Annotated in this window: 20 protein-coding genes; 10 read left to right on the top strand and 10 right to left on the bottom strand. The window is 72.2% G+C overall.

The features are described 5' to 3' along the window. The first annotated feature begins 5 nt into the window (after nucleotides 1–5). A complete protein-coding gene (locus QRY02_RS05465; RefSeq protein WP_285990395.1) occupies nucleotides 6–1,520 on the top strand; it encodes a hypothetical protein in 1,515 nt (504 codons plus the stop codon). A gap of 137 nt (nucleotides 1,521–1,657) precedes the next feature. Next, a complete protein-coding gene (locus QRY02_RS05460) occupies nucleotides 1,658–2,536 on the top strand; it encodes an alpha/beta fold hydrolase (protein ID WP_285990394.1) in 879 nt (292 codons plus the stop codon). Here the strand turns inward: QRY02_RS05460 and QRY02_RS05455 are convergent. Genes QRY02_RS05455 through QRY02_RS05440 form a run of 4 tightly spaced genes read right to left on the bottom strand, consistent with a single transcriptional unit; the run spans nucleotide 2,533 to nucleotide 8,255 of the window. Further along, nucleotides 2,533–4,971: a translocation/assembly module TamB domain-containing protein gene (locus tag QRY02_RS05455; RefSeq protein WP_285990393.1), complete on the bottom strand. Its 2,439-nt coding sequence runs from the start codon at nucleotides 4,969–4,971 to the stop codon at nucleotides 2,533–2,535. The genes QRY02_RS05460 and QRY02_RS05455 overlap by 4 nt on opposite strands. Before the next feature lie 8 nt (nucleotides 4,972–4,979). Beyond that, nucleotides 4,980–5,603, bottom strand: a complete 624-nt coding sequence (locus QRY02_RS05450; RefSeq protein WP_285990392.1) for a TetR/AcrR family transcriptional regulator — start codon at nucleotides 5,601–5,603, stop codon at nucleotides 4,980–4,982. Nucleotides 5,604–5,617: 14 nt separating this feature from the next. Next, complete coding sequence (locus tag QRY02_RS05445) at nucleotides 5,618–6,598, bottom strand: phosphotriesterase family protein (protein WP_285990391.1); 981 nt, start codon at nucleotides 6,596–6,598, stop codon at nucleotides 5,618–5,620. 4 nt (nucleotides 6,599–6,602) lie between these two features. Next, nucleotides 6,603–8,255, bottom strand: coding sequence for an AMP-binding protein (locus tag QRY02_RS05440; protein ID WP_285990390.1), 1,653 nt, complete (start codon nucleotides 8,253–8,255; stop codon nucleotides 6,603–6,605). A 344-nt stretch (nucleotides 8,256–8,599) separates the two neighbouring features. Here QRY02_RS05440 and QRY02_RS05435 point away from each other — a divergent pair, with 344 nt between their 5' ends. After that, nucleotides 8,600–9,454 carry a hypothetical protein gene (locus QRY02_RS05435; RefSeq protein WP_285990389.1) on the top strand — a complete coding sequence of 285 codons (855 nt, stop codon included), beginning with the start codon at nucleotides 8,600–8,602 and terminating at the stop codon, nucleotides 9,452–9,454. A 41-nt stretch (nucleotides 9,455–9,495) separates the two neighbouring features. Here the strand turns inward: QRY02_RS05435 and QRY02_RS05430 are convergent, their stop codons facing one another. Further along, a complete protein-coding gene (locus tag QRY02_RS05430; RefSeq protein ID WP_285990388.1) occupies nucleotides 9,496–12,570 on the bottom strand; it encodes a glycoside hydrolase family 2 TIM barrel-domain containing protein in 3,075 nt (1,024 codons plus the stop codon). A 172-nt stretch (nucleotides 12,571–12,742) separates the two neighbouring features. Between QRY02_RS05430 and QRY02_RS05425 the strand changes: the two genes are divergently transcribed. From QRY02_RS05425 to QRY02_RS05415, 3 genes are all read left to right on the top strand, one after another. Further along, nucleotides 12,743–13,522: an enoyl-CoA hydratase-related protein gene (locus QRY02_RS05425; RefSeq protein WP_285990387.1), complete on the top strand. Its 780-nt coding sequence runs from the start codon at nucleotides 12,743–12,745 to the stop codon at nucleotides 13,520–13,522. A 30-nt stretch (nucleotides 13,523–13,552) separates the two neighbouring features. Beyond that, nucleotides 13,553–14,068 (top strand): dihydrofolate reductase family protein, encoded by a 516-nt coding sequence (locus tag QRY02_RS05420; RefSeq protein WP_285990386.1) that lies wholly within the window; start codon nucleotides 13,553–13,555, stop codon nucleotides 14,066–14,068. A gap of 194 nt (nucleotides 14,069–14,262) precedes the next feature. After that, nucleotides 14,263–14,859: a Clp protease N-terminal domain-containing protein gene (locus QRY02_RS05415; protein ID WP_285990385.1), complete on the top strand. Its 597-nt coding sequence runs from the start codon at nucleotides 14,263–14,265 to the stop codon at nucleotides 14,857–14,859. An 85-nt stretch (nucleotides 14,860–14,944) separates the two neighbouring features. Here the strand turns inward: QRY02_RS05415 and QRY02_RS05410 are convergent, their stop codons facing one another. The 5 genes from QRY02_RS05410 to QRY02_RS05390 form a co-directional block, all read right to left on the bottom strand. After that, complete coding sequence (locus QRY02_RS05410) at nucleotides 14,945–15,250, bottom strand: hypothetical protein (protein ID WP_285990384.1); 306 nt, start codon at nucleotides 15,248–15,250, stop codon at nucleotides 14,945–14,947. Between the two features lie 1,004 nt (nucleotides 15,251–16,254). Continuing rightward, nucleotides 16,255–17,025 carry an SDR family oxidoreductase gene (locus QRY02_RS05405; protein WP_285990383.1) on the bottom strand — a complete coding sequence of 257 codons (771 nt, stop codon included), beginning with the start codon at nucleotides 17,023–17,025 and terminating at the stop codon, nucleotides 16,255–16,257. Beyond that, the gene (locus QRY02_RS05400) at nucleotides 17,022–17,774 is read right to left on the bottom strand and encodes an SDR family oxidoreductase (protein ID WP_285990382.1); all 753 of its coding nucleotides are present in this window, start codon (nucleotides 17,772–17,774) and stop codon (nucleotides 17,022–17,024) included. The genes QRY02_RS05405 and QRY02_RS05400 overlap by 4 nt, the downstream gene beginning before the upstream one ends. 112 nt (nucleotides 17,775–17,886) lie before the next feature. Next, nucleotides 17,887–18,849, bottom strand: a complete 963-nt coding sequence (locus QRY02_RS05395; RefSeq protein ID WP_285990381.1) for a quinone oxidoreductase family protein — start codon at nucleotides 18,847–18,849, stop codon at nucleotides 17,887–17,889. A 70-nt stretch (nucleotides 18,850–18,919) separates the two neighbouring features. Beyond that, nucleotides 18,920–19,798 carry an alpha/beta hydrolase gene (locus QRY02_RS05390; RefSeq protein WP_285990380.1) on the bottom strand — a complete coding sequence of 293 codons (879 nt, stop codon included), beginning with the start codon at nucleotides 19,796–19,798 and terminating at the stop codon, nucleotides 18,920–18,922. Nucleotides 19,799–19,854: 56 nt separating this feature from the next. Between QRY02_RS05390 and QRY02_RS05385 the strand changes: the two genes are divergently transcribed. The 4 genes from QRY02_RS05385 (at nucleotide 19,855) to QRY02_RS05370 (ending at nucleotide 25,652) form a co-directional block, all read left to right on the top strand. After that, a complete protein-coding gene (locus QRY02_RS05385; RefSeq protein ID WP_285990379.1) occupies nucleotides 19,855–20,463 on the top strand; it encodes an SGNH/GDSL hydrolase family protein in 609 nt (202 codons plus the stop codon). A gap of 233 nt (nucleotides 20,464–20,696) precedes the next feature. Further along, nucleotides 20,697–21,065, top strand: coding sequence for a hypothetical protein (locus QRY02_RS05380; RefSeq protein ID WP_285990378.1), 369 nt, complete (start codon nucleotides 20,697–20,699; stop codon nucleotides 21,063–21,065). Nucleotides 21,066–21,246: 181 nt separating this feature from the next. Next, complete coding sequence (locus tag QRY02_RS05375) at nucleotides 21,247–22,389, top strand: cytochrome P450 (RefSeq protein ID WP_285990377.1); 1,143 nt, start codon at nucleotides 21,247–21,249, stop codon at nucleotides 22,387–22,389. A gap of 65 nt (nucleotides 22,390–22,454) precedes the next feature. After that, nucleotides 22,455–25,652, top strand: a complete 3,198-nt coding sequence (locus QRY02_RS05370; protein ID WP_285990376.1) for an AfsR/SARP family transcriptional regulator — start codon at nucleotides 22,455–22,457, stop codon at nucleotides 25,650–25,652.

The raw sequence follows: 25,652 nt of genomic DNA, 5'->3' as shown, positions 1-25,652 counted from the left end.
CTCCCATGGCGCAGGCCATCCAGATGCACCTCAACCAGGCCCTGATGCGCATTCCCCGGCGGGCCGAAAGCGCCGACCGTTCGACACTGGCCGCGACCTACGTCGCCGCGGGCTCGTTTTCCGCGATGATCAATTCGGCCGACCACCAGATCCTGTTCGGCCGCCGCGGCACCGGCAAGACGCACGCGCTGCTGCACCTGCAGGAGCTCGTCGAGCGCACCGGCGACCTCGCGATCCACCTCGACCTGCGGACGATCGGGTCCACCGGCGGCTTGTACGCCAACACCGCGCTGAGCCCGGCCCAGCGCGGCACGCAATTGCTGGTGGACACCCTCGAAGCCGTCCACGACCGGCTTTTCGCCTTCGCCGTCGACGGCGGTTCCGCGGATCAGGACGCGCTTCTGCGCGGTCTCGACGCGCTGGTGTCCGCGGCCACCGAAGTGGAAGTCATCGGGGAAACCGAACAGGAACAGACTTCCGGCGACGCGGTGGAACGGGGCTATTCGGCGGAATTGTCGCTCGCCCCGAAAGGCGGTGCCAAGGCGTCCGCGCGGCACCGGACGTCCGCGACGACGTCGAGCCGCCGCAAGCGCACCGGCGTCGAGCAGCACCGGGTGCTGTTCGGCCCGCTGAGCCGGGCCGTGCAGGCCGTGGCCGACGGCGTCCGGCCCGCCCGGCTGTGGCTGCTGCTCGACGAATGGAGCAGCGTGCCGCTGGACCTGCAGCCGTTCCTGGCGGACCTGCTGCGCCGCAGCGTCCTGCCGGTCCGGGGCGTCACGGTGAAGATCGCCGCGATCGAGCACCGCGCCCGCTTCTTCGTCCCGCTCGACGAGGACTACCTCGGCATCGAGGTCGGCTCCGACGCGGCGTCCGCCGTCAGCCTCGACGACGCCCTGGTCTTCGACCGGTCGCCGGAGGCGGCCCAGGCGTTCTTCCGGGAGCTGTTCGCCAGGCACGTCCGGCCGATCCTCACCTCGATGCTGCGGACGGCGGTGCCCGGCGAGTTCGTCGACGCCGCCTTCCACCGCGGCGCGTTCCCCGAACTCGTCCGGGCCGCGGAGGGCGTCCCCCGCGACGCGATCAACATCGCGGCCCTGGCCGCCCAGCACGCCCACGGCGCCCGGATCACGAGTGCGCACGTGCGCCGGGCGGCGCGGGACTGGTACCTGCGCGACAAGCAGTCCGTCATCAGCCGCGACGAGGAGGCGGACCGGCTCCTGGGTCTCCTGGTCGACGAAGTGGTCGGCCGGCGCCGGAGCCGGACGTTCCTGCTGGCCGCGCGGGACCGCCCCGCGGCGATCGACACGCTCTGCGACGCACGGCTGCTCCACATCGTCCGGCGCGGCGTCGTCGACCCGCGCCGGCCGGGGCGGTTGTACGACGGATACGCGATCGATTACGGCTGCTACGTCACCCTGCTCGGCGGCCCGGCGGCGGACGCGGCGAAGCACCTGCTCGCCGACGTCTTCACGTTCGACAAGGCCGTGGTCGACCTCCAGCGGCCGGGCCGGAATTCATGAAGAACCTTCAGTTTCGTTCGGAATTCTCGCTCATCTGAGCGAAAATTTGTGAGCCAGGCCACTTCACGGGTAAAAGGGTGACAAAAATGCCCTTCTTCCCATGGTTCTTGTCGTCGCCCGGATCTAACCTGTGCGCCATGGAAACAGCCGTCGCGTCGGCCGACGCCGGTGCGCTGGAACGATTGACCGTCAGCATCGGCGGTCACCACCACAGCGCGCTCGCGGCCGGGCCCGCCTCGGGTGAGCTCGTCCTGCTGCTGCACGGCTGGCCCGAGTTCGCCGACTCCTGGACCGAGCAGCTCCACGCCCTCGGCGAGGCCGGCTACCGCGCGCTGGCCGTCGACCAGCGCGGCTACGCGGCGGGCGCGCGCCCCGAAGGCGTCGAGCACTACACGCTCGACCACCTGGTCGGCGACGCCCTCGCGTTCGCCGGCAGCCAGGGAGCGGACCGCTTCCACCTGGTCGCCCGCGACTGGGGCGGCATGGTGGCCTGGGCCCTCGCCGCGGCCCACCCGGACCGCCTCCGGTCCCTGACGGTGCTCTCGACGCCCCACCCGTCCGCCCTCCAGCGCGCGGTGGCCACCGACGACGGCCAGTTCCACGACCTCGGCTACATCCGCTTCTTCCGGCGCGCGGTCGGCAAAGCCGAGAATTTCCTCTTACGCGACGAAGCCGCGCAATTACGGGCTGTTTACAACCGCCGCATTCCGAAAGCAATCGTCGAAGGCACGGTGACGCGCCTTTCGGAACCGGGCGCCCTGACGGCGACGTTGAATTGGTACCGCGGAGCCACGAACGACGAGTTCGACATCCCGGCGGGCCGCATCGAGGTCCCGACGCTGTACTTGTGGGGCCGCGAGGACCCGTACCTCAGCCAGAGCGCGGCCGAGCAGACGGTCCACCACATCGACGCGGAGTACCGCTTCCAGATCATCGAGGGCGCCAGCCAGTGGATGGCGATGGAGGTCCCGGACGAGGTGAGCGCGCTGCTGCTGGACCACCTCCAGCGGCACTAGGCACCGGCCGGCTTGCGGACCAGCCCGGTGTAGCCGACCAGCGCGAGCGTGGCCAGCGCCCAGATCGCGGCCTGGACCACCCAGATCGCCACCGTGAACACCTGGCCGGAGCCGACGCCGGTGTCGAGGTCGCACCGCCCGCGCACGCCCGGGGACAGCGGCAGCCCGCGGTCCAGCCCGACGCCGATGAGCTCCACCGTCGTGCACGGCGTGCCCACCGGTGCCTCGAAGGTCGCGACGCGCTCGGCGGCTCGGTGGCTCCCGTCGCCCACGTGCCCGGCCCAGAACCCGAGTCCCCCGGCGGCGACCACGGCGAACAGCAGCGCGGCGGCCGCCCGCCGCGCCCGGTAGCCGTACCCGGCGAAGAGCCCCCACAGCCGGTGGAACCACCGCGCCGGCCACCCGCCGATCGCCTGGGGCGCCCGCCGCCGCAGGTCCCGCTGCTGGGCGATGAGGACGGCCCGGGCATGACCGTCGTGCCCGTGCGCGCGTTCCGCCGCGGCCAGCCGCTGGTACGGCCCGGGGCGGTAGCCCGCGGTGCGCGACCCGATCAGCTCCAGCCACTCCCGCCAGGTGACCTCTTCGAGGGCGCCGAACCGGAACCCGTCGACGAACACCAGGCCGGCGGAGGCGACCACCTCGACGGGGAAGAAGACCGGCCCGTCCACCACGGTGTCCTCGAGGCTCACGAGCGTCCCGCCCTCGCGGTGGACGATCTCCGCGCCGGTGAAGCTCAGCCGGCCGCCGACGTGGGCGCCCAGCAAGCCGACGGTCGCGGAACCGCCGGCACCGGTCGCCCGCAGCCCGCTCAGCGCCAGGCTCGCCCCGACCCGGCACCGGTCGCCCAGCACCGCCGGTCCCCGGTCGTTGGTGACTTCGGCGCCGTCGAAGGTCACCCTGCCGTCGACCCGCGCCCCCATCAGGCTCACCGCGCCCACCTCCGACGAGCACGTCGCCCGCAGGCCGGTGAGGTCGAATTCGTTGCCGACGCGGAGGTCGTCGGCGCTCAGCGCGGGACCCGACCCGTTCGCGCACACGGCGCCTTCGGCCAGCAGCTGCCCGCCGATTCCGGCCGCGTGCGCCCGAATCGCCCCGCGATCGCCGGCGCCGGTGGCGTGCGTCCCCGCGAGGTACAGGTTGTCCTCGACGCGCAGCCCGTCGGCGTAGAACGCCGGGCCGGTGTCGCTGGTGAGCCGGGCGTCCTCGATCGTCGCCTGGCCGCCGATCCGGGCGCCGAGCAGGCGGAGCGTGCCCACCTCGCCGGACCCCGTCGCCGTCACCCCGTCGAGGCGCAGGGAGCCGTCGACGCGGAGCCGGTCGGCGCTCAGCGCCGCGCCGGTGTCGTTGGCGAGCTCGGCGCGCTCGAGGTCGACGTGCCCGCCGACGTGCGCACCGATCAGGCAGAGGGCGCCGTACTCGCCCGAACCCGACGCCCGCACGCCCTCGCCGGAGAGGGTGTCGCCGACCCGGATGCCGTCGGCGCTCAGTGCGCGCCCGCCGTCGTTGACGACCACGGCGCCGTCGAAGAGGAACTGCCCGTCGACCCGCGCGCCGGTCAGGCTGATCGTGGCCGCCCCGGAGCCGGTGGCGGTGACCTCGGCGAGGCGCAGCTCCCCGGTGTGGAGCCGGTCGGCTTCCAGCGCGGTTCCGCCGCCGCCCCGCAGCGTGCTCCCGGTCAGGTCGGCCTCCCCGAGCCGGGCGCCGAGCAGGCGGAGTTCCCCGGTCACCGTCGCCTCGATCAGGCGCAGATCACCCTCGACGACCAGGCCGTCGGCGTTCAGCGCGGGCCCGGACTCGTTGGTGATCTCCGCGTCGCCGAAGTCCGCTTGCCCGTCGACGTGCGCGCCGAGCAGGCGGACCGCACCGAGTTCGCCGGCCCCGGTCGCCCGCAGGCCGACGGCCCGCAGCTGTCCGCACCGCAGCCCGTCGAGGTAGAGCGCGGGCCCGTTCGCGCCGGTGAACTCCGCGCCGGAGAGGTGGGTCCGGCCGGCGATCCGGGCGTCCAGCAGGCAGAGCGCGCCGTACTCCCCGGAGCCGGCCATCCGGGTGCCCGCCAGGCGCAGGTCGTCCACCCGCAGGCCCTCGGCGTCCAGCGCACACCCGGAGCCGCCGGTCAGCTCGCTGCCGGACAGGTCCAGCCACGGCAGCCGGGCGTGCTGGGCACTCATCGGTTCGGCGAGCACGCAGTCCACCAGCGCGAGCCCGGCAACGGCCTCGACGTCGTCGAGGTCGAGCTCCCCGGTGATCCGGGTTCGTTCCACCCGCACCCCGCGGGGGTCCACCGGGCCCCGGAGGCCGAGCAGCAGTTCACGCAGCACGAGCGCCCGCACCGGGGCGTCGGCCGCGAGCGAACGGCCGTGCCGGGCGGCGTCGAGCAGCTGCCGCTCCGGTCCGGTCAGGTCGTCGACGACGGGGAGCGGCGGGTACTCGGTCACCCCGTGAACTAACCAGGCGGCCGCAGGGCGTCGAGCAGCAGGTCCGCGTAGTGGTCGCCGATCTGGCGGGCCGTCAGCGAGCCGCTCCGGCGGTACCACGACCCCAGGTGGTGCACGGACCCGAAGAAGAAGTCCACCACCACGTCGGCCGGCTTGTCCGTGCGGAACTCGCCCGAGGCCTGGCCCTCCTCGATCAGCCCGCGGAACCGCTCGTGGTACTTGCGCCGCTCCGCCCGCACCGCCTTCTGCTTGTCCGGGGACAGCTGGTGCATCGACTGCAGGAAGATCGTGTTGTCGTCGAGGTTGTCGATGCTGGACACCACGACGTCGGACGCCGCGGCCGCCAGCCGCTCCCGCAGCGGCGCGTCCGACGAGGCCACGCTCTCCAGCTGGCGGGTCTGCTCACGCAGGACGCGCGCGTAGATCTCGTAGAGCAGGTCGTCCTTCGAGCCGAAGTAGTGGTACATCGCGCCCTTGGTGACGCCCGCCGCCTCGACGATCTCCTGGACGGACGTGCGGTCGAAGCCCTTCTTGGCGAACAGCTTCGTGGCGTGTTCCAGCAGCCGCCGGGGCACGGCGGCCTGGTCGTCGCCGGTGGCCTCGCCCGGCTTGCGGGTGTTTGCTCGGGTCACCGCGGTACCCCCTCTCAGGACGCATCAGGATAACGCCACGACAGAAACCGCCGCGGGTTGTCCACGAGCATCGTCGTGATGTCCGGTTCGGACACCCCGCGTTCCCGCAGCGCCGGCAGGACGTCCCGGGTGATGTGCAGGTAGTGCCAGTTCGGCGCGATCGTGGGCAGCTGCGCGGCGGGCAGCCAATCGATGTAGCAGGACGCGTCGTGCGAGAGCACCATGCTGCCCGCGTACCCGCGTTCGCACAGCGCCGCGACCGTGTTAACCCGCTCCTCGAACGGCAGCAGCAGGTCCAGGCCGAACCGGTCCATCCCGAGCAGCGAGCCGGCGTCGGCGAGCTCGGTGAGGTACCCCAGGTCCGTCGAATCGCCCGAATGCCCGATCAGCACCCGGGTGAGGTCGACGCCTTCGGCCGCGAAGATCTCCTGCTGCTCCAGCCCGCGCCGCGTGCCCGCGTGCGTGTGGGTCATGATCGGCGCGCCCGTCTCGACGTGCGCCTTCGCCACCGCGCGCAGCACGCGTTCGACGCCCGGCGTCACCCCCGGCTCGTCGGTCGCGCACTTGAGCAGGCCCGCCTTGACGCCGGTGCCCGCGATGCCTTCGCGGAGGTCCCCGACGAACATCGCGATCAGCGGGTCCTCGCCCTGCAGCAGCGTGCCGGGCCCGCGGAAGTGCAGGTAGTGGGGCACGTCGTTGTAGGTGTAGAGCCCGGTCGCGACGACGATGTTGACGTCGACCTCGGCGGCGACGCGCTGCACGCGCGGGATGTAGCGGCCGAGCCCGATCACCGTCGGGTCGACGATCGTGTCGATCCCGGCTTCTTTCAGCTCCTTCAGGCGCCGGATCGCTTCGGGGACGTGCTCGTCCTCGCGGAACCCTTCGTGCTCCGGGTAGTTCTCGGCGAATTCGGGGCTGAGCACGAAGAGGTGCTCGTGCATCAGCACCCGGCCCAGCGCTTCCGGCGCGATCGCGCCGCGAACCGTTTCGATCACCGCGCTACCCCCGGGCCCGCAGCTCGCGGCGCAGGATCTTGCCGCTCGTGGTCTTCGGCAGCTCGTCGAGGACTTCGACGGTGCGCGGGTACTTGTAGGCGGCGAGCCGTTCCTGGCACCAGGCGACCAGCTCCGCGGGATCGGGGGTCGCCCCGGGCGCCGGGCTGACGTACGCCTTGACCGTCTCGCCGCGGTAGGGGTCGGCGATCCCGACGACGGCGGCCTCGCGGACCGCCGGGTGCGTGTACAGCACGTCCTCGACCTCGCGCGGCCAGACCTTGAAGCCGGACGCGTTGATCATGTCCTTCTTGCGGTCGACGACGTAGACCCAGCCGCGCTCGTCCATGAAACCGATGTCGCCGGTGAGCAGCCGCCCGCCGGGCAGGGCCTCAGCGGTGGCGTCCGGCCGGTTCCAGTAGCCCGAGACGACCATCGGGCCCTCGACGGCGATCTCGCCCGCCTGGCCGGGCGGCAGTTCCTCGCCGTTCTCGCCGAGGATCCGGACGATCGTGTCCGGCACCGGCAGGCCGATCGAGATGGTCCCGGATTCCGGGTCGATCGGCGCCTCGAGGGTGCCGGGGACGACGACGCAGCCCGCCGTCGTCTCGGTGAGGCCGTAGCCGTTGTGGATGTAGTGCCCGGTCTTCGCCCGGAAGGCTTCGACGACGGCGGGCGGCAGCGCGGCGCCGCCGGAGTACAGCAGCGCGAACGAGGCGAAGTGCTCCCGGCTGAACGACGGGTGCGCCATCAGCGCCATGTAGGCCGTGGACGGCCCGACCGTGTACGACGGCTGGTGCTCGAGGAACGCGTCGAGCACGACCCCGGGCTCGAAGCGGTAGGCCAGCGCCAGGGTGCCCTCGATGTCGATCGCGGAGCCGAGCTCGCAGACCATGCCGGTGATGTGGAACAGCGGCGCGAGCCCGAAGAGCGTCGACCCGGCGGGCAAGCCGCTGAACGAGCCGAGGCCGGCGGCGTTGGTGCCGATGTTGCCGTGGGTGTTGGTGGCGCCCTTCGGCGTGCCGCTGGTGCCGGAGGTGTAGCTGATCAGCGCGGTGTCGTCGAGGGAGAAGCCGGGTTCCGGCGGCTTCGGGCCCGGTGTCGCCGCGGCTTCGAGGAGCTCGGTCGCGCCCGGTGTCTCCTCCTTTTCCACCTTGGCCAGGACGCGCTCGTCGTCGCGGGTCTGGAACTCGAGTTCGCTGGTGGTGAGCGCGATGCCGACGCCGCCCGCGGCCGCGGTCTCGCCGATGTAGGCGTTCCAGCCGCGCTGCGAGCAGACGACCGCCTTGACGCCGGCGTCGGTGAACACGTGGGTGAGCTCGCGTTCGCGGTACATCGGGTTGACCGGCACGACGATCCCGCCGGCCTTCCAGGCGCCGAGCAGGGCGATGACGAACTGCGGGATGTTCTGCAGCACCAGGGCGAGCCGGTCGCCGCGGGCGAAGCCGTGGGCCGCCAGGTACCGCGCGACGCCGTCGGAGAGCTCGTCGACCTCGCGGTAGGTCAGCCGCGCGTCGAAGTACGCGATCGCGGCCCGGTCCGGGACGTGGTCCACGGCCCGGCGGAACGACTCGGGCAACGTCGTCGGCTTCGCCGGCCCCGCGGCCCGCACCCGTTCGTCGTAGCTCGCGAGCCAAGGCTTCGCGTCGTACCAGCTCATCCAGTGACCTCCTTTGGACACCGACCGGTCGGTATGCCGACGCTAGGAGGACACGGCGGCCCGCGTCAAGCCCGCACAGGCACGCCGAAATCGTGCACGACAATTCCCGTGCACAGAAACAATGCAGCCAGATGCCGCCGTCACAGGGGTACACGTGCCCCGGTTCGAAATGGTTCATATCTTCTTTTTCGCCTGGATCACACTGGACAAACCCCTGGTCCAGAGGCCACCATGGCGTCGGCGACCAGATTGGTCCGCCCCATCAGAGAACCCCGCCGTATCCCCCGAACACGGCGGAGTACCCATATGTTCACGCTAACTCACGCACGAAAACGGAGTCATTCATGCCTGCTTCCGGTGGACGACACCGCCTATCCCGGCGGACGAAGATCGCGACGGGCGCCTTCGCCCTCGCGATCGCGGGCGGCGCGCTGGTGATCGCCACGACCTTCGGTGACCCCGGCGCCGCCAACGCCGCCTCGGGCGGTCAGGCGGCGGCCGGCCAGATCACCTGTCCCGACGTGGCGAGCAAGCTCCCGGCCATCCCCGCACAAGCCCAGGCCGAGGTGCAACGCAACCTGGACCTGCTGAACACCCAGATCGCCGAAGCCAACAACCGCCTGCAGACGACCGTCGGCCAGGGCGGCCCGAACTTCGTGCAGAACGCCATCCTGGGCCCGCTGGCGGACAAGCGGAAGTCCACGATCGACCGCATCGCCATCTCGATCGGGCGCCGGGCCGAGAAGCCGCAAGGCCTCGACAGCCTGGCCACGTGCTCGGTCGGCGGGCAGTCCGGCACGGGCGCCGGTGCCGGTGCGGCGGCTCCCGCGCCGGCTCAGGGCACGGGCAACGGCGGCCAGAGCGGCAACAACGGCCAGAACGGGAACACCGGCAACACCGGCAACGCCGGGGTCGGCCAGATCTCCTGCCCCGACGTCGAAAGCAAGCTCCCGGCCATCCCCGCCCAGGCCCAGGCGGAGGTGCAGCGCAACCTCGAGCTGCTGAACACCCAGATCGCCGAAGCCAACAACCGCCTGCAGACGACCGTCGGCCAGGGCGGCCCGAACTTCGTGCAGAACGCCATCCTCGGCCCGCTCGAGGACAAGCGCGTGGCGACGATCAACCGGATCGCCACCGCCATCGGCCGCAACGCGGCCAAGCCGCAGGGTCTCGACGCGCTCGCGCCCTGCAGCCGGTGACACCGGGGTCCGGCGGGGGTGCGCCCCGCCGGACCCGCGTCTCACCGGGCCAGCAGCGCGCTGATCCGCAGGAAGGTCCGCGCGGTCATCGTCACCCGCACTTCCGTGGTGACGACCGGATCGAATGCGAACGACGTCGGGTCGTTCGAGCCGGTCCCCCACGTGATCCGCAGGTTCCGCACCGGCTCGAAGCCCCGGGCGGTGCGGCAGGTGACTTCGACGGCGACCGGCAGCCCCAGCTTCGCGTCCACGACGAAGTTCGCCGTGATGGCGCTGATCCGCTGGGCCGACGGCCAGGTCAGGGACACCCAGTCCTCGGCTCGCGGCCTGCTCACCGCGTTCAGCGTCGAAGTCGCCGGTTTGACGTAGTAGTTGGACCAGCCGGTGGCCGGGTTCCCGTCCAGCATCGCGGCCGGCAGCGTGTCCGGGGCGCCCGAGTAGCTCGCGTCCACCGTCGAAGCGGCCGGGACGACGGGGGTCTCGACGGCGCGCGCTCCCGGGCCGTTGCGCTGGCCGAGGGACGTGCCGGGCAAGGTGAGCTTCCCCGGCGTCAGGCCCGGGGCGCTCGCCGTCACGGTGATCTGCCCCCGCCCGCCGGTCGCCGCGACGACGGCGACGGCCAGCCCCTTGAACGCCGGGATCGCCGGCTGCTGGTAGCTCTGGGCGAGTTCCTGCCGTCCGTTGTCGACGCCGGCGACCCGGCCGGGGCCGGCGACGGTGAAGCGCAGCACCGGCCCGTCACCGGGCACGACGACCCCGTGGGCGTCCACGACCGAAGCCGTCACGAACGTCATCGCCCCGGCCACCACGCCGCCACCGGGCGCGTCAACGCTCAGCTTGACCGCGCGCGGCGGCCCGGCCGTGACGAGCCGGTCGCGCGCCACCTCGCGGCCACCGGCCCGGGCGATCGCGGTCAGCGTGCCGGGTTCGAAGGGCACGGTCCAGGTCAGGTGCAGCTTGCCGGTGCTGCCGTTCGGGCTGGTGTAGCTGCCGGACGGGTCGTTCTTGTCGTCACCGGCCGGCTCGCTCGTTTCCAGGTACGGCCGCCCGTCCACAGTGGTCTTGCGATCGAACTTCTTGACGCCCAGCGACTTCCCGTTCAGCACCAGCTCGACGGTGTCCACAGTGGAGTAGACCCACACCGCGACGGGTTCGCCGGGCCGGTGGTTCGTCCAGTCCATCGGGGTCAGGTGCACCATCGGCGCGGTGGTCCACTGGCTGCGGAAGAGGTGGAAGGCGTCCTTGGGCAGGCCGGCGCTGTCGATCGCGCCGAAGAAGGACGTCTTGACCGGGAAGACGTCGTACGGCGTCGGCTCGCCGAGGTAGTCCTGCCCGGACCAGAGGAACTGGCCCTGGCAGAACTTCCGGTCGCGGTCCTTCTTCAGCGAGTACTCGCCGCTGAACGTCCACGAAGCGAGGTTGTTGTCGTACGACGACGTCGCCCGCTTGCCCGGGGTGTGGTTCTCACCGGTGTTGAGCAGGTCCGGGTCCTGGTAGACCCCGCGCGTCGAAGTCTCCGACGACGACTCGGATTCGAAGAAGAACTTGTCCGGGTACTGCTTGTGCAGCCCGTCGATGGACTGGGCGGTGTTGTAGTTGACGCCGAGACCGTCGAGCTGCTTGAGGATGAGGTCCTGCGGCGAGCCCGGCGCGGGCACACCGCGGTAGCGGTCCGAACCCATGACGATCGGCCGGGTGGCGTCGATCGCGCGGACCACGGCGATCAGGTCCGCCGCGATCTGCGGGCCGCCCGCCATCGACGCGTCCGGCACCTCGTTGCCGATCGACCACAGCACGACGGCGGGCGAGTTCTTGGCCGCGTGGACCATCTCGGCGATGTCGCGCCCGCTCCACTCGTCGAAGTCGCGGTGGTAGTCGTACTCGAGCTTGCCGGTCCGCCAGCAGTCGAACGCCTCGACCATCATCACGATCCCGAGCCGTTCGCAGACCGTCACCAGCTGCGGGTCCGGCGGGTTGTGCGCGGTCCGCAGCGCGTTGACGCCCATCGCGAGCATCAGCCGCATCTGGTGCTCCAGCGCGGCCGGGTCGATCACCGCGCCGAGCGCACCCTGGCTCGAGTGCAGGTTGACGCCGCGCAGCTTCATCGGCTTGCCGTTGAGCGAAAATCCGTGATCCGGGTGGAATTCGGTGTAGCGGAAGCCGAAGTCCGCGGTGGTCGTGTCGAGCACGCGCCCGGCGACGACGACGTCGGTGCGCAGCCGGTACAGCCGGGGTGCGCCGATCGACCACAGCTGGGGCCGCTCGACGCGCAACCCGGTCACCGCCGGCACCGTCCGCCCGCCGGGTACCGCCACGGTCGTCGAGCCGGTCGCCACGACGCGGCCCGCCGGGTCGGTGACGGTCGTGCGCACCTCCGCGGTGACCGGGGCGCCGGCGTCGTTGACGACGTCGGTGGCGACCCGCACCGTGCCCCGGCCGGCGGCGATGTCGGGCGTGGTGACGAACGTGCCGTGGCGGGCCACGTGCACCGGCTCGGTCACCACCAGGCGGACGCGCCGGTAGATCCCGCTGCCGGAGTACCAGCGGCTGCTGGGCAGCGGGTTCGTCGCGCGCACGGCGAGGACGTCCGGCGTCCGCCCGTCGGTGTGCAGCCGGCCGGTGAGGTCGAAGGCGAACCCGGTGTAGGCGTACGGGTGGTGGCCGAGCAGCTCGCCGTTCAGGTACACGTGGGCGTCCGAATAGACGCCGTCGAACTCCACCGACACGCGTTTGCCCGCGAGCGACGGCGGCAGCGTGAACGTCTTGCGGTACCAGCCGAGCCCGCCGCGGAAGAAGCCGGAACCGCTGCTGGTGCCCTTGCCGGTCGGCGGGAGCTCGATGCTCCAGTCGTGCGGGAGGTCGACGAGCTGCCACGCCGAGTCGTCGAAGCCGGGCTTCGGGGCGTCGGCGAAGCGGCCACCGGGATCGGTGACGCCGTCCGGATTGGCCAGTGCGAACCGCCAGCCGGTGGTGAAATCGCTTTCTCGCGCCGGCCCCGGCTGGGCGAGCACGTCGGCGGCCCGGGCGACCGGCGCGACGGCCGACACGGCGACGGCGGCCCCGGCCCCGCCCAGCACCACCCGTCTGCGGAGACCGTTCGGTTCTGCTTCCGGCATCGGGTGAGCCCCTTCCAGCGCGGCGACGTGCGGGCGGAAAGCACTATGGCACAGAGGTTTCCGGACAATCAAAGAGTTCGATAATTTCGAACTCGGCGCTCGCTCGCCGCTCCGGGCGTGACTTCTCGGCCAAGCGACCGCTTAGTATGGTGTCCGACCCGAGGAGGCGGCGATGTCCATTGTGGATGGCGTGCGGTACGAGGCGGACGGCGCGGTCGCGACGTGCACCTTCGACAAGCCGGACCGCAGCAACGCGATGGACGTGCCGATGCAGGCCCGCTACGGCGCCTTGCTGCGGCAGGCCGACGCCGACCCGGAAGTCCGCGCCGTCGTCGTCACGGGGGCGGGCCGGGCCTTCTGCCCCGGCGCCGACCTGGGGTTGCTCGGCACGATCGCCGCGCGGCCCCCAGTCGAGGAGAACTTCCGGGACGTGCTGGCGGCGGCGTCGGCGGGCGTCCCGGTGATCGCCGCGGTCAACGGCGGCTGCGCCGGCCTCGGCTTCGTCATCGCCTGCTCGGCGGACGTCCGGTTCGCGGCCGCCGGCGCGAAGTTCACCACCGCGTTCGCCCGCCGCGGCCTGATCGCCGAGTACGGCATCGCGAAGCTGCTCCCGGAACTCGTCGGCCAGGGCCGGGCCCGCGACCTGCTGCTGTCCGGGCGGACGTTCACCGCGGAACAGGCGCTGGACTACGGCCTGGTCCAGGAGGTGGTCCCGCCCGGCGAGTTGGCGGAGGGCGCGCACGCGTACGCGACGGAGCTGGCGACGTACAGCGCACCGCGATCGATGGCGGTGATGAAGGAGCAGTTCGCGCGGGAGGCGCTGCTGCCGCTTTCCGAGGCGGCCCGCTCGGCCACGGAGCTGATGGTCGAGTCGTTCGGCCGTCCCGAGCTCGCGGAGGGGCTGGCGAGCTGGAACGAGCGCCGTCCGCCGCGGTTCCCGCCGCACCGATGAGCTTTCGGCGTCCCGGTCGTCAGTACCGGCATGGCCAAGTTGCTCTACGCGTTCAGCTGCTCGATCGACGGTTTCCTCGCCGGCCCGGGCGGCGACATGTCCTGGTTGACGCCACACCTGCACCCCGACCCGGAGGTCGACGCCCTGATCCCCCGCATCGGAGCCCTGCTGGTGGGCCGCCGCACCTACGACGGCGACGACCCGCACCGCGGCGGCCCGGGCGAAGGCAAGGCCTTCGGGGGTGGCTGGGAGGGGCCTCAGTTCGTGCTCACCCACCGGCCCCCGGCACCGGTTCCCGGCGTCACCTTCGTCGGCGACCTGGCTTCGGCGGTCGCCGCGGCCAAGGAGGCGGCCGGGGAGAAGTACGTCAACGTCCTCGGGGCCGACGTGGCCCGGCAGTGCCTCGAAGCCGGTCTCCTCGACGAGATCCTCGCCCTGCCGGTCCCGGTGCTCCTCGGCGACGGGGTCCGGATGTTCGACCGTCCCGGCGGTGGCACGATCGAGCTGGAACGCCTGCGCCCGAACTGGTACCGGGTGATCCACTAGAGGGTCGAGATGCGGACTCACCGGGCGGGGACCGAGCCTCGGCACCGGCCCGGAAAATGTTACGCCCATCAGTTCCGGCGCAGCGCGGTACGCTCTCGACCTGAGCGACGTAACATCACGACTTCTCCGTACACTGGTCAACGGATGGACCGAGAAAGGTGTCACATCTCGGTCACGTCGATTGGGAGGCACTGATGTTCGAGAAGCTTTCAGCGGCTGCGAATCGCGCCCTGGCGGAGGCTGCGAAACATGCAACGCGCATGTCGGCCGACGACATCGGACCCACACACCTCCTCCTCGGCCTGGCCGATGACCCGCAAAGCGTCGCCGGTACTGAATTGACTGAAGCAGGCGTCAATCTCGAACCTCTTCGACGCCTCGTTTCCGCAGCCCCGAGCACAGAAACCACGAAATCGAAACCTCTCGCACTGGCGCCCGACCTGTGGCGCATACTCGACGCCGCAGTACGAACCAGCGCATCAGCCAACGCCGACCTGGTGACGACGGGCCACATCTTGCAGGCGGCTATCGCTGATCAAGGCAGTGAGGTCCTGCAACTCTTGAGCGAGCTGGGGTTGTCAGTACCGTCAATCGCCGGACTACGCTCAGCGGATTTGACGCAACGCGGCACCAAAACTTCAGCCGAATACGAAGGGGTGCCGACAGTCAGGGATTTCGATCTTATCAGCGCGTCTGACGGCCCGCTCGACGACGAGGAGACCAGGCGCATTGGCGACACCGAACTCCGCCGCATGAGAGACCATCACCCAAGACGTCGGCGCGATAACTGAGGAGTGACGAGGAGTCTCAAGGTTGCAAGGTCGACAGCGCCGACGTCGACCCTGCAACCCGTTCGACACGCAGACTGGTCGCCCGTCACAGAATTGCCGGAATAACCACCCTTATCGTGCTCCAGTAGCACAGAATCTCACGCGGATCCAGGAGTGAACAGTTGGAACCCGCAGGCCCAGGCCAGTACCAACCCTCTGGCAGCAGCATGTCGACATAGTGAGTTATCTGGTAGTAGCCCGAACAGTTGAGCTCACCAGCGCAGGCGAAGTGGCCGACCGATCCGCGCGCGACACACGGGTTGACTGCCGGATAATCACACTCGCCAAGATTGCCGGTATCCCTCTCAGTATTATCGATATAAAGCTTGGCAATGTCGGACAGATAATCCATCGTCTGCCCCTGGACAGTGGGCGTACATATGACACTGGAACTGTAGAACGTTTCAGTGGTCTCCAGAACACTAAGGGGCCGCCGGGCTATATTGAGCGCCGATATTGCCCTTGATGTCCCCATAGTCGCAACCATTGCCAGGCGGGTCAGCGAAGGGAGCCACCACCTGCCCAGTCCGACTACTCACCGCTCTCAATTTAAAAAGTGCAGCCTGGCTTGCCTATCGGCCTTGAGTTGATAATTGACTACCACAGGCCGATCGCTCGCATTAGCCAACCCCACACCAGAAACAAGCATGGACAGGCACACGCCAAGCAATGCCAGCAATCTTCGAAGCGAACTTCTCAAACATTACTCCCCCTTTTTCAATTATTTACGAAACTTGCGACCACAGATAAATGCGCAGCTCAATTCGAAGTATCCCGTTGACAACCTCAGAACGAGAGTGCGCTTCCCGACATATCCAGGAGAACCGACGGTACGAGCGACTGTGACCAACCACTAGCCCCAAACGGATGATTATTCACTCGACTCATCGGCAAGAGGTTATCTCCAGCCGTGGCGGAACGAGTCCTTTTTGCCGAAACACCAGTCAAGGTCATCGACATCTGTCACAATCCCACGCCCCGCCTCGAATGCGGTGCGAATTCCGTACCTCGAGCGGCACGCGCCTGGCCGCACCCGGGCACCGCCATGGCCGCATGGAACCGGGCTGTGGCCGGAGAGCGGGAAGCCGTCGCAGGTCGAAGTGTCGGATGACCCGTCCCGGGGTCACTGTGACCGGTCGGCATCCGTCCGCAGTCGACTTGAAGCCCGCCATGGCGTGGTCGAAACGCGCCGCCGCCGATACCGGGCTGACCGTCGGCGGCCTGGACCCAGCCGAGATCCGGTGACCGATCCCGGCCTGCCGACGTCGCCGAGCGAGTTCGTCCATGCGGTGCGGCTGTTGCTCCCCCGGCCGCACCGAGCCGGTCGCCGCCGGTCCGAGCGGTGAAGCAGCGCGCTCACAGCTCCCCGACGGCCTCCTCGACCTTGCGCTGCAGCTTGTTCATCCCGCCGAGCCACCGGTCGGTCTCGGTGGCGCGCGCCGCGTAGTAGCCCGCGACCTCGGGGTGGGGCAGCACCAGGAACCGCTTGTCCTCCATGGCGGCGAAGAGCGCGTCGGCGACCTGCTCCGGCTCGATCGCCGAGGCGCCCATCAGCAGCCGGCCCGCCGTGCCGGTGCTCTCCAGCATCGCCGTGCGCACGCCCTGCGGGCAGATCGCCTGCACCGTGATGCCGCGGTGGCGGTAGGTCGCCGACAGCCATTCCGCGAACGCCAGCGCGCCGTGCTTGGTCACCGAGTACGGCGCCGAGCCGAGGCTGGTCAGCAGGCCGGCCGCCGACACCGTGGCGACGAAGTGGCCCCGGCCGCGCTCGAGCCACGCCGGCAGCAGCAGGTTCGCCGCGCGGACGTGCGACATGACGTTGACGTCCCAGGTGCGCGCCCACACCTCCTCGCCGCTCTCCGCGCCGCCGAAGGGCGCGATGCCCGCGTTCGCGCAGAAGACGTCGATCTCGCCGAGCGCCGAGCGGGCGCTGTCGATCAGCTCCGTGACGCCGTCCAGGCTCGCGACGTCCCCCGCGAACGCCGTCCCGCCGACCTCGGCCGCGATCTCCGCGGCCTTGTCCCCGTCGAGGTCGGCCACGACGACCCGGGCGCCGTCGGCCGCGAAGCGGCGGGCCAGCGCGGCACCGATACCGCCGCCGCCCCCGGTGACGACGACGCCGGTCACAGGCCACCGCCCAGGGTCACGCCGCCGTCGAGGACCACCGTCTGGCCGGTGATCCAGCCCGCGTCGTCGGACAGCAGGAACGCCACCGCGCCCGCGATGTCGGCCGGCACGCCGAGCCGCTTCATCGGGTACGCCGAGGCGACCTCCTCCTCGCGGCCCTCGTACAGCGCGGTCGCGAACTTCGTCTTGACGACGGCCGGCGCGACGGCGTTGACGCGGATCTTCGGCCCCAGCTCGGCGCCGAGCTCGACGGTCAGCCGGATCAGCGCCGCCTTGCTGACGCCGTACATGCCGATGCCCGGCGAAGCGCCGAGACCGGCGACGGAGGCGACGTTGACGACGGCGCCGCCGTGCTCCCCCATCCACGCGTCGCGGGCGCGCTTGGTCCAGCCCAGCGGCGCGAGCACGTTGACGCCGAGGATCTTCGCCGCGGCGGCCGGGTCGATGTCCAGGGTCGGGCCGTAGACGGGGTTGATGCCGGTGTTGTTGACCAGGTAGTCGAGCCGGCCGAAGGTCTCGATCGTCTTGGCGACCGTCTCGTCCTGGTGGTCGGTGTCGTCGGCCTTGCCCGCCACGAACATGGCGACGTCCGGGCCGCCGAGGGAGCCGACCGCCTCTTCGAGGGCCTCCGGCTTGCGGGCGGTGAGGCAGACCTTGGCGCCGCGCTCGACGAGCGTCTTCGCGATCCCGAGGCCGATGCCCCGGCTGGCCCCGGTGACGATCGCGACGCGATCCTTGAACGAGTTCACGGCAGGCGGTCTCCTTCGGCTGTGGTGCCCGGCACATACCAAGCAGTCGGTCAGTGGCCATTATGCGCGATCCGGCGAAGGTCTCAAGGCGGACACCCGTCACACCCGCCGGTCACCGCACACGGAGCACGAGCTTGCCGGTCGTCGAACCCGATTCGATGCGGCGGTGCGCGGTCACTGCCTCGGCCAGCGACAGGGATTCGACGTCGACGCGCAGGGTGCCGTCCGCGACGGCCGCGACGGCGCGGCGCACGGCCTGCCCCACGGTTTCCGGTGCCACGGCGGAAAACGCGGCGAGGTTGAACCCCGACACGGTCTTGGTGGTGAACCACAGTTCGTTGGCCGGGATGCCGACGTCCTCGGCGCCCGAGGCGTTGCCCATGACCACCAGGCGCCCCATCGGGGCGAGCCGGTCCAGGCTCGCGCGGCGCGCCGGGCCGCCGACCATGTCCACCACGACGTCGAACTCGCCGGTGCCGGCCACCTCGTCGCGCAGGACGACCTCGTCGTAGCCGAACGCCTTCGCGGCGGCGATCTTCGCTTCGCTCCCGACCGTGCCGACCACCCGGCCGGCGCCGAGCAGGCGCGCGACCTGGCCCAGCTGGCTGCCCACCCCGCCGGCGGCGGCGTGCACCAGGACGCGTTCGCCGCGTTCCAGCCTGGCCACGCGCTCCAGGACGAGGAAGGCGGTGGTGCTGTTGGACGGCACCGCCGCCGCCACCTCGAGATCGGTTCCGCGCAGCGGGGCCACCAGCGCGGCGGCGGTGGTGACCACCTCGGCGTAGCCCCCGCTCGCCACGATCGTCAACGCGGCGACCGGCTCCCCCACCGACAGGCCTTCGACGCCTTCGCCCAGCGCGCGGATCCGCCCGGAGACCTCGATGCCGGGGACGAAGGGCAGCGGGACGTCGACGACACCCTGCCGGTAGAGGACCTCGGCGAAGTTGGCGCCGGCGTAGGCGACGTCGATCGAGACCTCGCCCGGCCCGGGCTCCGGCACCGCCACGGTGTCGAGCCGCAGGACCTCGGCGGGGCCGAACTCGGGGATGGTGACCGCCTTCATGCTGTTCGTCATGGCCTCGATCCTGCGGCGGCCGGGAGCACCGGGCCAGGCCCGGCCCAGCCTGGGTCCGCCAGGACCAGGTTCAGCGCGGGACCAGCGAGAGCACCGCCTCGACCAGCTCCGGGCCGTCGAGCAGCACCGGGTCGTTGTGGTCGGCACCGGGGATCTCCACCAGCCGGGCCGACGCCGCGGCCGCCACCTCGCGGCTCTGGGACGGCGGGACGATCGAGTCCCGGCCGCCTGCGACCACCACGGCCGGGACGTGGAGCCGCGCGGCCTGCTCCTTGACCGGGAAGCGGTCGCGCAGCAGCAGGCGCACCGGCAGGTACGGGTAGCTTTCCGCGCCGACCGCCGCGAGGTCGGCGAACGGCGACCGCAGCAGCAGGCCCGCCGGCGGGTGTTCGAGGGCCAGCTCCGTGACGACGGCGGAGCCGAGGCTTTCGCCGAAGTAGATCAGGCGCCCGGGCGGCACCCGCCGGTCCTCGGTCAGGAAGCGGTGGGCCGCGCGGACGTCGAGGGCCAGGCCGTCCTCGCTGGGATCGCCCGGATTGCCGCCGTACCCGCGGTAGTCGAGCAGCAGCACGGCCAGCCCGGCCTGCGCGAGCTTCGCGGCCAGCGGGGCCCGGCCGGCCCGGTTGCCGCCGTTGCCGCCCGCGACCAGCACCGTCGCCGCCGGGTCCCGGCCGGCCGGGTGCAGGTACCAGGCGCCCAGGTCCAGTCCGTCGGCCGTGCGAAGGTGGATGTCCTCGGCCATCGTTTCAGGGGTGCGGGTGGCGAAGCCCCCGCTCCGGGGCGGAGCCCCGGTTGTCACAGCGCCTGGCAGCACGCTCGCGGCGGCGGGCACCGGCGCGGGGTCCGGCAGGTAGATGAGCCGCCGCTGGACCGCCCAGAAGGCGGCCAGCAGGAGCACGAGGACGACGACGGCCACCACCAGCACCCGTACGAGCACCGTCCTGGTCAACGTGACCTCCAGCCCCACGGGAAACAACGGCGACCCGGTCACGTTGTACCCCGGTGATGACTTCGCCACTCGAATTCTGCGTCCTCGGCGACTCGCTGGCGGCCGGCGTCGGCAGCAGCCGGGAGGACGACACCCTCGGCCGGCGGCTCACCCGCCGCCTGCGCGACGCGGGCCACACCGTGCGGCTCCGGAACTTCGGCGTGCCCGGAGCTCGCTCGGCCGACCTCGAACGCCAGGTCGGCGTCGCCCTCGGCGAGCGGGTGGACCTGGCCCTGATCGTGATCGGCGCGAACGACCTCGCCGGGTTCGTCTCCCCCGCCGTCGGCGCGCGGCAGCTGCACGACGCCGTGGCGCGGCTGGTCCGCGCCGGCGCCCGCGTCATCGTGGTGCCGGCGCCCGACCTGGGGATCGTGGCGCGCGTACCCGGGCCCTACCGGCAGCTGGTCTCGGCGGCCAGCGGCCACTACGCACAGGCCCAAGCCGAGGCCGCCATCCGGGCCGGGGGTGCCGTGGCCACCGCCGGCCCCGAACTCGCCGCCCGCTTCGCCGCCGACCCCGCGTTGTTCTCCGCCGACCGGTTCCACCCCTCGTCTGCCGGCTACGCCGTGATCGCCGAAGGCCTGGCGCCGCACGTGCTGGCCGCCGCCGCGCACCTGGCCGCCTGAGCCGGTTTTGCCCGGCTTTAACCGGCGCCCGGCAAGATCGGTTCCGCCAGGCGGTCGGAGCGAGGGGTGGGGGTCCGGAGCTCACCGGCAGGGGGGACTTGCCGGTCGAGGGTGCCGGTCGCTTGGCAGCCAGGGGGTACTGGGGGAGTTCTTCCCGCGTCCATCGTGACGCGCGCTGCAGGCTGGGGGCCTGCAGCGCCCGCCCCTTCCGCTCCAGGGAGAGAGGGCAGAACATGTACCGATCAACCCAGCGCGCCATCGTCGTGGGCGCAATCGCGGCCAGTGCCATCGCACTCGCCGCACCGGCCGCACTGGCCACCGTCCAGGGCGGCAAGTCGAAGACGTGCACCGACAGCAACACCTGCCAGATCGACCCGCCGGTCTGGTTCCCGGGCGGCACCCTCTCGGTCGACGCCGACGTGCACGGCACCGGCCCGGCCCAGTGGGTCGTCCGCAGGGACAGCGGCGGCACCGTCTGCCAGTCCGGGTTCGCCGCCGAGGACCCGGCGCGATCCTGGGTCTGCAACAACGTGTCCGCCGGGTGGCTGTACGGCATCGTCTCCGGCGGCTCCCCGAGCGTGAACATCGGCCTCCGCTGGTAACACCCACCGAGAGAAGGAGAAACACCATGAGGACGCTTCGCTTCTTCACCCGTTCCGTGGCTCGCAGCCTGCGTACCCGGGAACTGGGCGCCGCCTGGCGCTTCTACTACGAGATCTACTGATCACCACCGCGGCCGGGGTCTCCGAACCCCGGCCGCGGCGTTTTCCCCGGGAGACCTCCGTGCGCCAAGCCACCGCCGAAGCCGGTGCGTTCCTGACCGACCCGCTGACCGCCCTCGACGACTGGGCCGGTGACGGCATCGCGATCCGCCGGTTCGAACCGGGCCGGTACCTGGTGTCCGGCGACGAGCTCGTCCGCACCGCGCTGGCCGGGACCACCACGCCGTTCGAGGCGAAGGCGGCGACCTTCGGGGCCGTCGCCGAGTGGGTGCCGGGCTCCGAACGCAGCCGCCCGGTCAACGCCGCGCTGGCGCGGGAACTGGACCGGGCCTGGCAGGCCGTGCCGGCCGGGCGGATCGGCGCCGAACTCCGGCGCTCCGCCGAAGCCGGGGAGGCGTGGCCGGGCGCGCTGGCGACGAGCTACCTGCGGCTCTTCGGTGAGCAGCTGTTCCCCGGCTTGCCTCCGCGGGCCCGGCAGACGCTGCGGGACGCCCTCGCCGCGTCCGACGGGCTCGACCGCACGAGCACGACACTGCGGCGGCTCAAGGGCCGGCTCGCGCACAGCCGGGCCGACGCCGCACTGCACCGCTGGGCGGCGGAGCACACCGGGCCGCTCCCCGATGCGCTGCGGACCGCGCTCGGCTCGGCGGACGACGTGGCTCTGGCCCTGCACGGCCTGGTCGGCGCGGTCTGCCGGGCCGCGGCGATGGTGTTCGCCTGGACCGTCCTGCTCGACCGCGGCTGGCGGCCCGGGACACCGGCGGGCACGGTACTGCGGGCCACCCCGGTGACCGAGCCCGCCGACCACCGCGTCCGGGAGGCACTGCGGCTGTGGCCGGTGGCCTGGCTGCTGTCGCGCAAGGTCACCGAGGCCACCGAACTGGGCGGGGTCCGGCTGGTCCCGGGCGACCGGCTGTACCTGTGCACCTACCTCCTCCACCGCGACCCGGACTTCTGGGCCGGGCCCGGCGAGTACCGTCCCCGCCGCTGGGCCGCCGCGCCCGAGGGCCACAAGGCCCGCTACCTGCCCTACGGCTTCGGCAGCGCCGCCTGTGTCGGCTCCCGGTTCGTGAACCAGGCGACGGCGAAGGTGCTCGAGTGCGCCGACGCGCTCGCCGGCTTCGGCCTGCGGATCATCGAACCCGAGCCGGTGTTCGGCTCGCTGCTCTCCCCGCCGGTGGTGCGGCCCGTCCCGCCGGATTGACCGATTCCCGCTACCCTCACCCGCGGGATGACCGGTTCGTCCGGTCTGCGGGGGGTGCGGAAGAAGTGCTCAGCTTCGGGGTGCTGGGACCGTTGCGGGTCCAGCGGGACGGCGAGCCCGTCCCGGTGACCGGGCCCAAGGTGCGGGCCCTGCTGGCGGCGTTGCTGATGCGGGCGAACACGCCGGTGTCGCTCGAGCGGCTCACCGAGCTGCTGTGGGGCGACGACCCGCCGGAGACCGCGCGCAAGAGCATCCAGGTGCACGCGGTCCGGCTGCGGCGGGCGCTCGGCGAGGGCGTCGTCGAGACGCAGCCGACCGGCTACCTGCTGCGCGTGCGGCCCGACCGGCACGACCTGCTGCGGTTCCGCGAGCTCACCGCCGCCGCGCGGGCCGAGCCGCGGCCGGACGCCGAACGCGAGCTGCTCGCCGACGCGCTCGCCTGCTGGCGCGGCCCGGTGCTCGCCGACGTCCCGGCCGAGGTGCGCAACCGGGTGGACGTCGACCAGCCCGCCGAAGAGCGCCTGCGCGCGCAGGAGCGCTACTTCGAGGTCTGCCTGGAGCTGGGCCGGACCGGTGAGATCACCGACGAGCTGGCGCGGGTGACCCGCGAGCACCCCTGGCGGGAGGCGTTCTGGGCGTTGTACCTGGAGGCCCTGCACCGGTCGGGCCGCCGCGCCGACGCCCTCGAGACCTACCGCGAGGTGCACCGGATGTTCACCGGTGAGCTGGGGGTCGGTCCCGGCGAGCGGCTGCGGCGCGCCCACCGGGCCGTCCTCGCCGACGAGGCACCCGCCGGACCGCCCGCGGTCGCACAGCCGGAGTTCCGGCCGCGGCAGCTGCCCCCGGACGTCGCCACCCTGGTCGGCCGGGCCGCGCTCATGTCCACTTTGGACGAGACCGTGGGCCGCGCGACCGGCTCGCACCCGCCGATCGCGCTGCTCGTCGGGCCGGCCGGCGTCGGCAAGACGACCGCCGCCGTGCACTGGGCCCACCGGGCCGCGCGGCGCTTCCCGGACGGCCAGCTCTTCGCCGATCTCCAGGGCTACTCGGCGGTGCCGGCGCTCGCGCAGCTCGAGGTGCTGACCCGGTTTTCGCACGCGCTCGGCGTCCGGCCCGGCCAGGTGCCGACCGAGCTCGCCGACGCCGCCGCGCTCTACCGCTCGGTGCTCGCCGACCGGCGGGTGCTGATCGTGCTGGACAACGTGGCCGGGCCGGACCAGGTGCGCGCGCTGCTGCCCGGGAGCCCGGGCTGTGCGGTGCTGATCACCAGCCGCGACCGGCTCTGCGGCCTGGCCACCACCGTGGACACCCGGCTGGAGGAGCTGGCCGAGCTGCCGCCGGACGATTCGCTCGCGCTGCTCGCCTCGGTCGTCGGCGAGGAGCGCGTGGCCGCCGAGGACACTGCCGCGCGCGAGCTGGTGCGGCTGTGTGCCGGGCTGCCGCTGGCCCTGCGGATCGTCGCGGCGAACCTCGCGCTGTGGCCGGACCGGTCGCTGCACGGCTACCTCGCCGAACTGGCCGGGCCCGACCTCGAGCAGCTCGGCGTCCGGCGGGCCTTCGACCTGTCCTTCGACGCCGTTTCCCCGGCGGCGGCCCGGTTCTTCCGCCTGCTCGGGCTGGTGCCCGGCGCCGACGTCGGCGTGGCGGGCGCGGCGGCGCTGGCCGGCGTGGCCGAGCCCCACGCCGGCCGGCTGCTGTGGGAACTGGCCGCGAGCCACCTGGTGCAGTCCCGCGGCGGCGGCCGGTTCGGCCTGCACGACCTGCTCCGCGCCTACGCCGCCGAGCGGGCGCGCGAGGACTTTCCGGCGGCCGAGCGGACGGCCGCTCTCGACCGGCTCTTCGGGTATTACCTGCGTGCCGCGGCCGGCGCGGCGACCGCGCTCTACCCGGACCTGCAGCGGCTGCCCCGCGCGCCGGAGGGCGGCGAGGCCGTCGAGCCGGCCGAAGCGCGCCGGTGGCTGCTGGCCGAGCACGGCAACGTGCTCGCCGCGATCCGCCGGCCGGCCGGGCCGGAGCCGTTCGCCTGGCGGGCGGCCGACCTGCTGCGCGGCTTCTTCCACTCGCACCGGCTGGACGCCGAATGGCAGGCGGCGGCGACCGCCGGGCTGGCCGCCGCGCGGCGGGCCGGGGATGAGCGGGCGGCCGGAGCGATGCGGCACAGCCTCGGTGCGCTGGCCTGGAGCCGCGGCGACTACGAAACGGCGCTCGCGGAACTCGAAGCCGCCCAGGCGGCCTACCGTGCCGCCGGGTCCCGCGAAGGCGCCGACTCGGTCCTGCACGCGCTCGGCGTCGTGCACCTGGACCTCGGCCGGCTCGACCGGGCGATCGAGCACTTCACCGCCGCGCTGGCGGGCACGCTGCGCAGCGGCGCGTCGATCCGGGCGGCGAACGGGCTGATCAACCTCGGTGCGGTGCTCATCGAACACGGGCGGCTCGCCGAAGGCGTCGAGCACAACGAGCGCGCGCTCGAGCTCTGCCGCCGGCTCGGCTCACCGCACGCGGCGGCGATCGCGCTGTGCAACCTCGGGTACGGCTACCGCGTGGCGGGCGACCTCGCCCGGGCCGGGACCGTGCTCACCGAAGCACTGGAAGCGTTGCGGGAGCTGGGTTCCCGCGACGACGAGGCAGACGCGCTGGTCCGGCTCGCCGCGGTGCACCGGGTGACCGGCGACCTCGACCGGGCGTGGCCGGCCGCCCGCCTGGCGGTGACGGTGGCGCGCGAGGCGGGCAACCAGCGGTTCGAGGTGGACGCGCTCGGCGCGCTCGGCGACCTCCACCGCCAGGCGGGTGACCCGGCCGCGGCGCTGGCGCAGTACACCGAGGCCCACCGCCTGGCGGAGAAGATCGGCTACCTGCGCGGCGCGATCGCCACCCTGATCGGTCTGTCCACTGTGGATCCTGCCGACCCGGCGGCGCACGCCGAGGCGGCGTTGCGCGAGGCCGAGGAGGGCGGCTTCGGCCTGCTGGCCGAGCAGGCCCGGACCAGCCTGGCGCGGGTGCTCCTCAACGCGGGTTCCCCCGAGACCGCGGAACGCCTGGCCGATCAGGCGATCGCCGGCTTCCGGGCGAGCGGGCACCGGCTGGGCGAGGCGTACGCCTTCGTGGTGCTCGGCAACGCCCGCCTGTCCCGGATCGGCCCGCCCGCGGCCCGCGAGTGCTGGCAGACGGCCGAGGAGATCCTCGCGGCCGCCGGCGAGCGCCCGGTGCTGGCGGCGGTCCGGACACTGCTGGCCCGGAGCGACCCCACCGGAGGTCGCGAATGA

Origin of the sequence: Amycolatopsis sp. DG1A-15b, assembly GCF_030285645.1 — a bacterium.
Lineage (GTDB): Bacteria > Actinomycetota > Actinomycetes > Mycobacteriales > Pseudonocardiaceae > Amycolatopsis.
This window is presented reverse-complemented; position numbering and strand designations above follow the sequence as displayed.

Bases quoted from the DNA above. Each gene is read 5' to 3' on its own strand.
- QRY02_RS05380 (WP_285990378.1), top strand. From the start codon at position 20,697: ATGTACCGATCAACCCAGCGCGCCATCGTCGTGGGCGCAATCGCGGCC.
- QRY02_RS05435 (WP_285990389.1), top strand. From the start codon at position 8,600: ATGCCTGCTTCCGGTGGACGACACCGCCTATCCCGGCGGACGAAGATC.
- QRY02_RS05465 (WP_285990395.1), top strand. From the start codon at position 6: ATGGCGCAGGCCATCCAGATGCACCTCAACCAGGCCCTGATGCGCATT.
- QRY02_RS05420 (WP_285990386.1), top strand. From the start codon at position 13,553: ATGGCCAAGTTGCTCTACGCGTTCAGCTGCTCGATCGACGGTTTCCTC.
- QRY02_RS05425 (WP_285990387.1), top strand. From the start codon at position 12,743: ATGTCCATTGTGGATGGCGTGCGGTACGAGGCGGACGGCGCGGTCGCG.
- QRY02_RS05460 (WP_285990394.1), top strand. From the start codon at position 1,658: ATGGAAACAGCCGTCGCGTCGGCCGACGCCGGTGCGCTGGAACGATTG.
- QRY02_RS05440 (WP_285990390.1), bottom strand. From the start codon at position 8,255: ATGAGCTGGTACGACGCGAAGCCTTGGCTCGCGAGCTACGACGAACGG.
- QRY02_RS05385 (WP_285990379.1), top strand. From the start codon at position 19,855: ATGACTTCGCCACTCGAATTCTGCGTCCTCGGCGACTCGCTGGCGGCC.
- QRY02_RS05395 (WP_285990381.1), bottom strand. From the start codon at position 18,849: ATGACGAACAGCATGAAGGCGGTCACCATCCCCGAGTTCGGCCCCGCC.
- QRY02_RS05415 (WP_285990385.1), top strand. From the start codon at position 14,263: ATGTTCGAGAAGCTTTCAGCGGCTGCGAATCGCGCCCTGGCGGAGGCT.
- QRY02_RS05430 (WP_285990388.1), bottom strand. From the start codon at position 12,570: ATGCCGGAAGCAGAACCGAACGGTCTCCGCAGACGGGTGGTGCTGGGC.
- QRY02_RS05410 (WP_285990384.1), bottom strand. From the start codon at position 15,250: ATGGATTATCTGTCCGACATTGCCAAGCTTTATATCGATAATACTGAG.